The following is a 12,129-nucleotide window of genomic DNA, read 5'->3' as shown; positions in this document are numbered from 1 at the left end:
GCTTGCTTCAGCGCGGGCTTACTTTGCCGGCGCCTTGGCCTCGGCGCCGAAGTCTTCGGCGATGCTGATGAAGGTATTGAGCAGGATCTGCAGGTTGTCCTTGCCCAGTCCGCCTTCCGCGTTCATGTCCATCTGCAGCACGGCCTGGTTCTTGTCATCCAGGTAGGCGCGGGACCAGCGGTATTCCTGGTTCCAGGCATTGATGGCCTTGAGCGTCATCGGCTTCTTGGTGCTGTAGGTGGCGGTCAACACCAGGTCCAGGCACTTTTCGGTGAAGTCGTTGCACAGGAACTCCAGGCGCAGGTCGCTGGCGCCGGTGGTGCCCGGGTTCAGGACCAGCACGGGACCGTCGGTGCCGTCGGCGCGCGTGACGGTGTAGCCCATGTCATCCAGCATGCTGGCGACGTCGTCCAGGTTGAAGTCCTGCATCATGCCCACGGCCGGGGCCGGCACGGCGGGTTCCGCGTCCGGGTCCATGCCCAGGCCGGACAGATCGTCGTCGTCGTCCATCGAGTCCATGCCGGTGGCGCCCAGGAGGCCGCTGAACAGTTCTTCGGCGGGGATCTTCTGGCCGTTCAGGTCGCCCACGCCGTCGGCAAAGGTGAACCGGCCGACGATGTTGTCGCCGTCGTTCTTGCCCACGTTGAGCATCTCGGCCATGCCGGCCATCTGGCGCATCTGCTCGTCGGCCTGGGCGGCGGCCTGGTCGGCTGCCGCGCCTTCCTTCTTGATGGCGTACTGCACCATCAGGTCCTGGATCATGGGCTTGGAAATGACCAGCGAGGCATCGATCTTCTTGATCGCCTGGACCGCGATTTCCTGCGGAGTGAGGTCCTTGACGTTGGCCGGGTTGGCCAGTTCCAGCGAGAAGGTCAGCTTGCTCTCGCCCTTGGCCGTCTTCCAGCTCAAGGGATCGATGCTGAACGACGGATTGCCCGCCAGCAGCTTGCCGGCGTTGTCCAGAATCACGTCGAACTGTTCGTCCTTCAGGCCTTCGTCGCTGACGCCCATCATGAGCTGACGCACGAGCTGATTGTAGGTGTCGGACAGTTGCTTGACGGCCGGACCGTCCAGCTTGGCCAGCTTGACCACGGCCTGGCCGCTGCCCAGCGCCACGTCGTTCACGGTCATGTCGCCGGTGTTGTAAGCGGCCTGCACGTTGATCGTCTTGTCGTCCTCGGACAGCTTGACGCCATAGGCGAAGTTGTCCAGCGAGAACTTGATGTCTTCGGTCGGGCGCAGGACGTCCAGGCGCTTGATCTTCAGGTCGGAATTGCCCATCGAAATGCCGAACTTGCCCATGCGGCTGTCGACGTCCAGGGTCAGGCCGGCCAGGGTGATCTTCACCGGATCGTGGCTCTTGGTGCCATCGACTTCCAGCTTGTCCATCAAGCCGTGCGCGGTGACGGCCTGCGAGTCGCGGTCGAAGGTGCCTTCCACCTTCATGCCGCTGAAATCGAGCGCATTGCCGTCATGCGTGACCGTGATGGGCGCAATCATGGCGGTCGACGTGGCGTTGCCGCCGTAGCCGACGATGGCGTCGCTCATCAGGGGCGAGACGCCCTTGGTCAGCTCGAACACGGGCGCGACGTTGTCGGTCTTGGCGATCTCGCTGTGGATGAAGGCCAGCTTGGGCGCGATGGCGCCGCGCGCCAGGGCGCTCTTGGGGAAGGGGCCGTGCTCGACATTGGCGTCGAACTCGATCATGCCCGGGGGCATGTCGTTCGGGCTCTTGTCGTTCTTGAGGAAGGACACGCCATAGCGCGCCTGCGTCGAAAACAGGCCGCGTTCGTATTTCAACTGATCGATGCGCAGACCGAACAACGGCGTGATCTTGGCCAGCTTTTCATTGGCTTGCGCCAGATAGCGCTGCGAGTCCGCTTCGATCCGCTTGCCGGTGTACCACGTGGCGCCAACCCAGCTTCCCGCTCCCACTATGACCACGCCCAGGGTGATCGCTACGCTCTTTTTCATCGTTCTGCTTGTATCGTTGATTATCGAGTCATATCCGGCGATGGCGGCTCATGGAGCCGCTGCCCCAACTGCGGACGCATCCGGAATACGCGTGTTCATCGGCCTGTAAGGCCCGCGGCGGAGTATACCGAGACGCGTGTCTACCCGAACGCGCGTGCCGTTACCGAAGATTTCAAAATGAAAGTCGGCGCATGCGCGCCGGCTTTTTTGTCGACAAAGCGCCTGGTTTTACAGCGGGTCGAGCGGATAGATCGGGCGGCGCACGTGCTTGAATTCAAGCTGGCCGTAGTCGGAGGTGGTGACGCCCACGCCGGTGCATTCGATGATTTCGGTGGCCATGTCCGAAAAGCCCGCGCGCCAGTGGATCCGGCTCTTCAGGACGACGTAGCGCTTTTGCAGCGGATCGATCCCCGCCGACAGCAGGCAATTGATGTCGAAGGGCTCCTGGTGGCGCGACACGACCACGATCTCCACGCGGCCGGTGTCGATCACCACGGTCAGGCCGGTGTCGTTGCGCACGCCGCGGTACATGGGGCCGCGGTTCAGGTAAACGCCGTCGAACACCAGCTTGACGCGGCCGGTGACTTCCAGCGGTTCGCTGGGTTGGCTGAGCGCCGGCATCGCCATCTTGCCGCCCAGCTTGATCGTGATGGTGCTGCCCACGCCGGCATCGGCCGCCTCGCGCGCGGCCTGCGGGTCGCAGATGGCGTAGAAGACCACGTTGTCCAGTTCCTGGCGCATCACTTCGGCCAGCACGGCCGTCGTGTCCATGGTGCCGCCCGAGCCCGTGTTGTCGTAGTGGTCCAGCAGCACGACCGGGCCTTGTTCGATGGCCTTGGCGCGCGCAATCGTGGGCGCCAGCGGTTCGGAATGGAACACCCAGTCGGCGCGGCCGTTCCAGGCGCGGTCCAGCAGTTCGTCGCGATGCTGTTCGGCGGCGGCGAGATTGCCGTCGGTACAGACCACGGCGCTCAGGCCCGCCTCGCGGATGTCCGCGTGCGGAAAGCCCACGAAGACCGAGGCGGCCAGCACGCCGCCCGCCTCCAGTTCCTTGCACCGCTCCTGCAGGGGCTTGTTGGGCGCAGCGTGCGTGCCCTGGCACATGATGTGCGGCAGCATGGGCCGGTTGGCCCAGGCCATCACCGGCTTGATCTCGCCCTTGAGGGTGCGGACGATGACATTGGCCGCGCGCACGCCCGCATCGCGGATGTCCACGTGGGGATAGGTGTGAAAGCCGCTGATGACGGTGGCGTTGCTGACGATGTTGTCGTAGAGGTTGGCGTGCATGTCCAGCGTCACGGCCACCGGCGTCTTGGGATCGATCTCGCGCAGGCGGCGCAGCAGGTCGCCTTCGGCGTCCTCCACGCCCTCGGCGACCATGGCGCCGTGCAGGTCCAGCAGGATGGCGTCGAAGCCGCCGCGCCTGACCTCGTCCAGGACCAGCTCGCACAGCCGCTCGTGCGTGGCGGCGCTGGTCGGACCGCTGGGCCAGGATTCCGCCGCCACCGGCACCACCATCTGGGCGCCTTCGCGGCGCGCGACCTCGATGTAGCCGCCCAGGCCGCTATCGGTGTTTTCATAGGCCCGGATGGCGCGCTCGCCGGCCAGGATCTCGGGACTGCCGCGAAAGAAGCGCTCGAGCGGGGTGGGCACGGGCGAAAACGTATTCGTCTCGTGCTTGATCATTGCCAAAAGCCAACGCATGGGAGGTTCCTGTGGGTTGCCGTGGAAAGTCAGTTTGCCGCGGGCGGCTGGGGCCAGGGGCGCTGCGCGGGGCGCATCCGCTCCCAGGCGCGCGCGATGCGCAGCACGCCCAGGTCGTCAAAGCGCGGGCCGGCGATCTGCAGCCCGATCGGCAGGCCCGCCTTGGTGTAGCCGCAATTGACCGAGGCGGCGGGCTGCTCGCTCATGTTGAAGGGCAGGGTGAAGCCGATGTGGTGCATCGTGGTGGCGACCTCGTTGGTGGGCGAGGGCCACTCGGCGTTGTAGGCCACGACCGGCGCGACGGGCGACAGCACGTAGTCGAACGGTGCGCAGGCCGCGACGGTGCGCGCTCGCACATTCAGCGTCTCGTAGTAGCTGCGAAAGACCGCCTCGCCGCTGTGTCCGGCGCCGCTTTCGGCCCAGGCGCGGATGAAGGGCAGGATCTTGGCGCGGCGTTCGTCGGGCAGGGCGGCCAGGTCGATGGCCGAGCGGGTGCGCCAGAAGCGGTCGACGCCGTCCAGCATGTCGGGCGTCATCCAGGGCTGCATGGGCGTGACGATGGCGCCCGCGGCTTCGAAGGCGCGCGCGGCGGCCTCGACCGCCTCGCGGGTTTCCGGATCCAGCGGCAATCCGCAACCCGCGTCCAGCAGCAGGCCGATGCGCAGGCCGCGCACGTCTTGCTCCAGGTCCAGCCAGTCGAACGCCTGGTAGGGCAGGCTCATGTGGTCGCGCGCGTCCGGTTGGGACAGCACGCCCATCATGAGGGCCGCGTCGGTGATGGTGCGCGTCATGGGACCGGCGCAACGGCCCATGAAGGGCGGGTCGATGGGGATGCGTCCCAGGCTGGGCTTGAGCGTGGCGATGCCGCACCAGGCCGCGGGCAGCCGGACCGAGCCGCCGATGTCGGTGCCGATGTGCAGCGGTCCGTAGCCAGCGGCCGCGGCCGCGCCGGCGCCCGCGCTGGAGCCGCCCGGGTTCTTGGTCAGGTCCCACGGGTTGCGCGTCAGGTCGTGGAAGCTGGACAGCCCGGACGATAGCATGCCGTAGTCGGGCATGGTGGTCTTGCCGATCAGCACGGCGCCCGCCTCGCGCATGCGCGCCGCGGGCGGGGCGTCGGCCGCGGCCGGGGTCAGGTCGGTGGCCGCGGTGCCCAGGGGCACCGGCACGCCGCGGGTGGCGATGTTTTCCTTGATGGTGGCGGGCACGCCGTCGAGCGACACGCCGCCGCAGGTCTGCGGCTCGCCCTTCATCCAGCGGGCCTCGGACGCGCGGGCCATGGCCAGCGCGCCTTCCGGATCCAGCGCGTAGGTCGCCTTCAGCCGGGGTTCCCAGCGCGCGATGTGGTCCAGCACGGAGCGGGTGACCTCCACGGGCGAGAGGGTCTTGCTGCGATACGCCTGGAGAAGTTCATGGGCGGACAGTTCATGCGGTTGCGGCATCTCGATTCCAGTGGTGCGCAAGTTTGTCAGGAGGCGGGCGACGCGGCCGGCATCAGGCCGGACGCGATGGGACGGAAGTTGCGGAAGTCCCAGTCGCGGCCGGGCGCGGCGTCGATCAGGGCCCGCGTGTATTCATGGCGGGGCTCGGTCAGCACGGTTTCGGCCGAGCCCGTTTCGACGACCTGGCCGCGCTGCATCACCATGATGGTGTCGCAGATCTGCGCGGCCACGCGCAGGTCGTGCGTGATGAACAGCACGCCCACGCCCGTGCGCTCGCGCACCTGTTCCAGCAGTTCCAGCACCTGGGCCTGGACCGACACGTCCAGCGCCGAGACGGCCTCGTCGGCCACCAGGATCTCGGGGTCCATGACCAGGGCGCGCGCGATGCAGATGCGCTGGCGCTGGCCGCCCGAGAACTGGTGCGGATAGCGGCGCATGGCGTCGGGGCTCAGGCCCACCACGCTGAGCGTCTCGCCGGCGCGCTTGAGCGCCTGGTCGCGCGGCACCCCAAAGTTCAGGAGCCCTTCGATGATGGATTCGCCGACCGTGCGGCGCGGATTCAACGAGCGGTACGGATCCTGGAACACGATCTGGATGCGCCGGCGCACCGGACGCAGCGCCGACCCGGACAGCGTGCTGAGGTCTTCGCCGCCCATCATCATGTGCCCGGCCGTGGGCTCGATGAGCCGCACGATGCAGCGCGCCACCGTCGACTTGCCCGACCCCGATTCGCCGACGATGCCCAGGATCTCGCCCTTGCGCAGCGTCAGGTTGACGTCCGTGGCGGCGATGACGCCCTGCGACGCCTTGCGGGAAAACAGCGAGCTCTTGCCGGCATACGTGCGGCCCAGGCCCTTGACGTGCAGCACGGGCGCCCCGGCGGGCGCGTCGCGGCGCGAGGGCACCAGGCTGGGCACCGAGGACACCAGGCGGCGCGTATAGGATTGCTTGGGCTCGGCCAGGATCTCATGGCGCGTCCCGCTTTCGATCAGGTCGCCGCGGTTCATGACGACGATGCGATCGGCGATCTCGGCCACCACGCCGAAATCGTGGGTGATGAACAGCACCGCGGTCTGGTGCTTGACCTGCAGCTCCTTGATCAGCGACAGGATCTGCTTCTGCGTGGTGACGTCCAGGGCCGTGGTGGGCTCGTCGGCGATCAGCAGCTTGGGCTCCAGGATGAGCGCCATCGCGATCACGATGCGCTGGCGCTGGCCGCCGGAGAGCTGGTGCGGATAGGCGTCGTAGATACGTTCGATGTCGGGCAGGTGCACCGACTGGAACATGTCCAGCACCTTGGCGCGGCGCTCGGCCGCGGACATGGCCTTGCGGTGCAGGCGCAGCACTTCGTCGACCTGCTTGCCCACCGTGTGCACCGGGTTCAGCGCGGTCATGGGCTCCTGGAAGACCATCGCCATGCGCGTGGCCCGCATTTCGCGCAGGCGCCGCTGCGTGGCGGTGGCGACGTCTTCGCCTTCGACGCGGACGGAGCCGGCGCTGATGCGCAGGATGCCCTGCGGCAGCAGGCCCATGACGGCCAGCGACGTGACGGACTTGCCCGAACCGGACTCGCCGACCACGCAGACCGTTTCGCCGGCATGCACGTCCAGGCTGAGGTTGCGCACGACGCGGTTGCCCGCGCCCGCGACTTCGACCGACAGGTTGCGGATGGCCAGGATGGCGGACGAGGTATCGCCCGCGGGGGGATTGGGGGAATAGTTCATCGGCATCAGATCCTGCGCACCATTTTCGGGTCCAGCGCGTCGCGCAAGGCGTCGCCCAGGATGTTCACGCTGAGCACGGTCAGCGACAGGAACAGTCCGGGGAACAGGATCAGGCCGGGCAGCATGCGGAAATACATGCGGCCTTCGGACATGATGTTGCCCCAGGACGCGATCTCGGGCGGGATGCCCGCGCCCAGGAAGCTCAGGATGGCCTCGGTCAGCATGGCGGACGCAAACACGTACGTGCCCTGCACGGTCAGCGGCGCCACCGTGCTGGGCACCATGTGGCGCCACAGCAGCAGCGGCAGCGGCGTGCCCAGGGCCAGCGCGGCTTCGACGTAGGGTTCGCCGCGCACGCTCAGGATCTGCCCGCGCACCAGGCGCACCACCCGCGGGATTTCCGGAATGGTGATGGCCACGAGCACGGTCGTGATGCTGGCGCCGGTGACCGACACCAGGGCGATCGCCAGCAGGATGCCGGGAATCGCCATGATGGCGTCCATGGTGCGCATGATGGGACCGTCCAGCGACCGGAACCAGCCGGCGATGACGCCGATGACCAGTCCGATGACCACGCTGACCACGGCCGCGCCCAGGCCCGCGATCAGCGAGATGCGCGCGCCGTAGGCCACGCGCGACCACACGTCGCGGCCGAAGGCGTCGGTGCCCAGCAGGTAATCGGTGAAAGGCTGCTTGAGCCGCGCGCCCGGGTTCAGGAGGGTGGGGTCCACCGTGCCCAGCAGCGGCGCGAAGAGGGCGATCAAGACGATCGCCGTCAGCACCACCAGCGCCAGCATGACGGGCCAGCTCTTGAGCCCCTGGCGGATCTGCCGCCAGGCGGTGACATGGGGAGTGCCGCCTCCGGGGAGGTCGGCGGCCGCCTGCGCGGCGGCGTCGGTTGGCGTTTGCATGCTCATGGTGTCAGTACCTGATCCGCGGGTCGAACACCGTATAGGCGCAATCGACAACAAGATTGATGAACACGTAGACGAACGCGAAGAAGAGCGTCAGGCCCTGGATGACCGGGTAGTCGCGCGCCAGCACGGCTTCCACCACCAGCCGGCCGAGGCCGGGGATGTTGAATACCGATTCCGTCACGACGACGCCGCTGATCAGCAGCGCGATGCCCACGCCCACGACCGTGGCGATGGGCACGGCGGCATTGCGCAGCGCATGCCCGAGCAGCACGCCGGTTTCGCCCAGGCCCTTGGAGCGGGCCGTGCGGATGAAATCCTCGCCCATGACCTCGATGACGCTGGTGCGCGTGATGCGGGCGATCAGCGCCACGTAGACGGTGGACAGCGCCAGCGAAGGCAGGATGAGCCGGTGCAGGAAAGGCCAGAAACCTTTTTCCAGCGGCGTATAGCCCTGCACGTTGAACCAGCCCAGCTTGATGGCGAAGATCCAGATCAGCAGATAGCCCGTGACGAACACCGGCACCGAGAATCCCAGCACCGAAAAGCCCATCACCGCGCGATCCAGGAGCTTGCCCTGGCGCCAGGCGGCCAAAACGCCCAGCGGAATGGCGACGATCAGCGTGAACACCAGCGTCAGGACTGCCAGGCTGAGGGAAGGTTCGAGACGCTGTCCGATCAGCTTGGTGACCGGCACGCCGGACATGAGCGAGGTGCCCAGGTCGCCCTGCAGGAGCCTGCCGCCCCAGATGAAGAATTGTTTGACCACCGGCTGGTCCAGGCCCATCGTCTGCCGTATCTGGACGATACGCTCGGGCGTGGCGCCGTCGCCCGCCATGATGATGGCCGGATCCCCGGGGCTGAAACGCAATATCGCAAAGACCACCACCGCGACCATCACCAGCACGGGGATGGTCGCGAGGAGCCGGCGTGAGACAAATGCCAGCATGTAATTCCCCCTGATCTCTATGAGATCTAAGAGGGCTCGCGCGCGCTACCGCAAGCCGCGCGCGGGCCCCTGCCCCTTCAAGGGGCCTTTTTGACGTTCCAGAATGCAAAGACCGGCGCGTGCACCAGGCCCGACAGCTTGGTCGAATAGACGGTGGGCACGGACATCTGGCCCAGCGGCACGTACAGGCCTTCGTCGATGCCGATGCGCTGCACTTCGTCGGCGATCTTCTTCTGTTCGGCCGGGTCGGCGGTGAGCGCCATCTTCGTGCGCAGTTCTTCGATCTGCGGGAAGTCGGGCCAGCCGAACCAGGCGTTGTCGCCGTTGGCCGCGGCCGGGGCCGAGCGCACCGGATCCATCACGTCGGTGGCGTACCAGTTGGTGTTGTGGACGTTCCAGCCGCCTTCGGCGGGCGCGGCCTTCGAGGCGCGGCGGGTGGCCACGCTCTGCCAGTCCATCGCCGCCAGGTTGACGTTGAAGCCGGCCTTGCGCAGCGCCGCGGCCATCACGACCGGTTGCGCCGACAGCGTGCCGACGTCGGTGGCGTGCATGACCAGGATGGGCGTGTTGTCGTAGCCCGCTTCCTTGAGCAGCGCCTTGGCCTTCTCGATGTTCGACGGAACGACCATTTCCTTGCCGATATCGCTTTCCAGCGGCGTGCCGCAGCCCCACAGCGAAGCGCAGGTCTTCCAGTACTTGGGATTGCCGACCAGCGCCTTCATCACGTCTTCCTGGCCGATCGCGTACATGGCGGCCTGGCGGATCTTCTTGTTGTCGAAGGGCGGGTACTTGAAGTTGAAGCGGTACATCGTGAAGTAGCCGACCGGGCTGAGCGACTCTTCCTTCAGATCCTTGTTGCCTTCGATCATCGGCAACAGGTCATACGGGAACTGCTCGACGAAGTCGATCTCGCCGCCGAGCAGCGCGTTGGCGGTGGTCAGCGCGTCGGGCATGACGTCCCACTCGACCTTGTCCACGTTGACGACCTTGCCGCCGGCCAGGCCGCTGACGGGTTCCTTGCGCGGCACGTAGTCGGTGTTCTTGACGTAGACGGTCTTCACGCCCGGCTTGAATTCGGCGATCTTGAACGGACCCGAACCGGTCATGTCGGTGATGGGCTTGCCGATGGGCTGTTCTGCGATGCGCTTGGGCATCATGAACGGCGCGGTGCCGGTGGGCTTGGACAGGGCGCGCAGCGCCAGGTCCGTGGGTTCCTTCATGACGATGCGAAAGCTCTTGTCGTCGATGACTTCGATCTTGTCGGTGAACTTGAGCAGGGTGCGGCCCATGCCGTCGCCCGCGGCCCAGCGCTTGATCGACGCGACGCAGTCCTCGGCCGTCACCGGCTGGCCGTCGTGCCACTTCTGGCCGGGGCGCAGCGTCATGGTGTAGGTCTTGCCGTCGGGCGAGACCTCCCACTTCTCAAGCATCTGCGGCTGCACCTTGTTGTCGGCATCGGTGGCCAGCAAGGTGTCGTAGATCATGTAGCCGTGCCACGTCGTGATGTAGGCGGTGGTGGCGTGCGGATCGGTCAGGCGCAGAGGCGAGTGCATCACCGTCTTGATGACGGTCTCGGCGTAGGCGCCGTGAGCCATCGCGAGAGTGACGCCGGCCAATGCGGCCGCTCGGACAAACTTGAGCATGTAATTTCCCCTTGAAGCGTAGTGAGCGGCGCGATGGGCCGCTACGTCGTTGACGCGCCGCGCAACGGCGGCGCGCGAGGGTCAGGCTGTCGCTGCGGCCCGGCCGTCGAATACCGGTCCGCAAGGCGCCATTCTGATACCGGGACGCAACCGTGTCCATGGTTGTTTTGCCGCATCCATCAGCATGGAGCCGGGGGCGGCGCAGACCAGGATCGTGTGCGCGATGGCGGTGAAATCGGCGCGAAAATGCGCCGAACTCTTGACCACCAGGATCGCCGCGCGCGTGGGTTCCACGCCCGCGAAGCGGAACATTTCCTGGTCGGCCATCTGCACCTTGTTGGAGGCGACGATGATGCGTACGCCGCCGATGCGCAGGCAGGCGCTGGCGCCCAGGTCCATGTGAAAGCCGCGATAGAACGCGCCATGCGTATCGAAGCGTCCGTCGGACGTTTTTTCGACGATGAATTCGGCGTCCAGGGGAGCGTCGTCGGGAATACCCGAATGTCCACCCAGTGCAATCCGCAGCGTGTTGCCTTCGCCGGCGCGGTGCGCGGCCAGCGCGGCGGCCGGGTCCACGATCAGGCCGATGGCGGTATCGCGCGCGTCGTGGCGGATCAGCGCGCGCAGCAGGCCGGTGGTGTCGGAACTGCCGCCCGCGCCGGGGTTGTCCTGCGCGTCGGCAATCACCACCGGCTTGTTGGCGCCGCGGGCGAGCCGCAGCGCTTCCTGCACGGCTTCGTCCGGCGTGTAGAGCCTGCCGCCGAAGTCCTGCTCCGCATTGAGCACCGCGCGCGCCATCTCGTCGGCGGCGGCGTCGGCGTCAGCCTGCGTGGCGCCGTAGGCCCAGACCGTGGGCGCGCATTCGGGAAAGTCCGCGGCCGGAAAACCGGTCGCAAAAGACACGCTTGCCGCGCCGCGCGCTTCCATGTCGCCCACCCGCTGGTACAGGCTGCGCGCCGGTTCGATATCGGTGGACTGCCAGCACAGGGAAATCAGGAAGGGCAGGCTGCGCAGGGCCACGTAGTGGCGCGGCACGCCGGCAAGGCGCTGCGCCAGCAGGCCGGCGGCGCGCTGCCCGGTCTCGGCCATGTCGATGTGGGGATAGGTGCGATAGCAGACCAGCGCGTCGGCATGGCGCACCATGGCGCGGGTCACGTTGGCGTGCAGGTCCAGGCTGGCCACGACTGGCACGTCCGGACCGACCAGTTCGCGCACGCGTTTGAGGAGCTCTCCTTCGCCGTCGTCCAGGTGCTCGGTGACCATGGCGCCGTGCAGATCCAGGTAGACGCCGTCCAGCGGCAGCGCCTGCGACAGGCCTTGCAGGATCATTGCGCTGATGCGTTCGAACGCATCGCGGGTAACGTGGCCGGAGGGACTCGCGGCGGCCCACGTCGTGGGGATCAGCGCATGCTGCCCCATGGCCTCGATGAAGCCCGCCACCGGAATGTTCGCCCCCGCCACTGCCTCGAACATTGCGGGCCCGCTGACCAGCTTCGGCCACCCCCCGCCCTTGTCCGCAAAATCCTCCCACGCCGCGCGCGACGGCGCGAACGTATTGGTCTCATGCTGAAAGCCGCCGATCCCGATGCGCATCAGGTTTCCCCTTGTCGTACAGATATTCGGATGGCGCGGCGAAACGCCGCGCCAGTGTCAGAATTTCACGGACGCTCCCGTCCATGGAATCGCGCGATAGGCTAAGCGCCCCTAACCCGTGACGGTGTCCCAAAGCGCAGTCGCGCGGATCCGGGCTCCGCCGGTCCGCTGCGACGCCCCCCTGGGGGG

At 67.0% G+C, this 12,129-nt stretch carries 8 protein-coding genes; all 8 read right to left on the bottom strand.

Annotated features, from left to right (window positions below; translation table 11 throughout):
• Positions 1 to 18: 18 nt before the first annotated feature.
• The 8 genes from BXA00_RS05180 to BXA00_RS05145 all read right to left on the bottom strand — a co-directional run bounded on the left by BXA00_RS05180 (position 19) and on the right by BXA00_RS05145 (position 11,940).
• On the bottom strand, positions 19 to 1,974 hold the full coding sequence (locus tag BXA00_RS05180; protein WP_076516818.1) for a DUF945 family protein: 1,956 nt from the start codon (positions 1,972 to 1,974) through the stop codon (positions 19 to 21).
• Positions 1,975 to 2,202: 228 nt separating this feature from the next.
• Positions 2,203 to 3,678: a M81 family metallopeptidase gene (locus tag BXA00_RS05175; RefSeq protein ID WP_076516816.1), complete on the bottom strand. Its 1,476-nt coding sequence runs from the start codon at positions 3,676 to 3,678 to the stop codon at positions 2,203 to 2,205.
• Between the two features lie 29 nt (positions 3,679 to 3,707).
• Positions 3,708 to 5,117, bottom strand: coding sequence for an amidase (locus tag BXA00_RS05170; RefSeq protein WP_076516814.1), 1,410 nt, complete (start codon positions 5,115 to 5,117; stop codon positions 3,708 to 3,710).
• A gap of 26 nt (positions 5,118 to 5,143) precedes the next feature.
• Positions 5,144 to 6,841 (bottom strand): ABC transporter ATP-binding protein, encoded by a 1,698-nt coding sequence (locus BXA00_RS05165; protein ID WP_076516812.1) that lies wholly within the window; start codon positions 6,839 to 6,841, stop codon positions 5,144 to 5,146.
• A gap of 5 nt (positions 6,842 to 6,846) precedes the next feature.
• Complete coding sequence (locus BXA00_RS05160) at positions 6,847 to 7,752, bottom strand: ABC transporter permease (RefSeq protein ID WP_076521803.1); 906 nt, start codon at positions 7,750 to 7,752, stop codon at positions 6,847 to 6,849.
• A gap of 10 nt (positions 7,753 to 7,762) precedes the next feature.
• Positions 7,763 to 8,704, bottom strand: coding sequence for an ABC transporter permease (locus tag BXA00_RS05155; RefSeq protein ID WP_076516810.1), 942 nt, complete (start codon positions 8,702 to 8,704; stop codon positions 7,763 to 7,765).
• A 77-nt stretch (positions 8,705 to 8,781) separates the two neighbouring features.
• Positions 8,782 to 10,347 carry an ABC transporter substrate-binding protein gene (locus BXA00_RS05150; protein WP_076516808.1) on the bottom strand — a complete coding sequence of 522 codons (1,566 nt, stop codon included), beginning with the start codon at positions 10,345 to 10,347 and terminating at the stop codon, positions 8,782 to 8,784.
• Between the two features lie 81 nt (positions 10,348 to 10,428).
• On the bottom strand, positions 10,429 to 11,940 hold the full coding sequence (locus tag BXA00_RS05145; protein ID WP_076516806.1) for a M81 family metallopeptidase: 1,512 nt from the start codon (positions 11,938 to 11,940) through the stop codon (positions 10,429 to 10,431).
• Positions 11,941 to 12,129 lie beyond the last annotated feature (189 nt).

Origin of the sequence: Achromobacter sp. MFA1 R4 (assembly GCF_900156745.1) — a bacterium.
GTDB lineage: Bacteria > Pseudomonadota > Gammaproteobacteria > Burkholderiales > Burkholderiaceae_B > Achromobacter.
The sequence above is the reverse complement of the archived record's forward strand: the minus strand, read 5'-3'. Positions and strand labels throughout refer to the sequence as shown.

Excerpts from the sequence above, each read along its gene's own strand:
- BXA00_RS05180 (WP_076516818.1), bottom strand. The coding sequence starts at position 1,974 with ATGAAAAAGAGCGTAGCGATCACCCTGGGCGTGGTCATAGTGGGAGCG.
- BXA00_RS05175 (WP_076516816.1), bottom strand. The coding sequence starts at position 3,678 with ATGCGTTGGCTTTTGGCAATGATCAAGCACGAGACGAATACGTTTTCG.
- BXA00_RS05170 (WP_076516814.1), bottom strand. The coding sequence starts at position 5,117 with ATGCCGCAACCGCATGAACTGTCCGCCCATGAACTTCTCCAGGCGTAT.
- BXA00_RS05165 (WP_076516812.1), bottom strand. The coding sequence starts at position 6,841 with ATGAACTATTCCCCCAATCCCCCCGCGGGCGATACCTCGTCCGCCATC.
- BXA00_RS05160 (WP_076521803.1), bottom strand. The coding sequence starts at position 7,752 with ATGCAAACGCCAACCGACGCCGCCGCGCAGGCGGCCGCCGACCTCCCC.
- BXA00_RS05155 (WP_076516810.1), bottom strand. The coding sequence starts at position 8,704 with ATGCTGGCATTTGTCTCACGCCGGCTCCTCGCGACCATCCCCGTGCTG.
- BXA00_RS05150 (WP_076516808.1), bottom strand. The coding sequence starts at position 10,347 with ATGCTCAAGTTTGTCCGAGCGGCCGCATTGGCCGGCGTCACTCTCGCG.
- BXA00_RS05145 (WP_076516806.1), bottom strand. The coding sequence starts at position 11,940 with ATGCGCATCGGGATCGGCGGCTTTCAGCATGAGACCAATACGTTCGCG.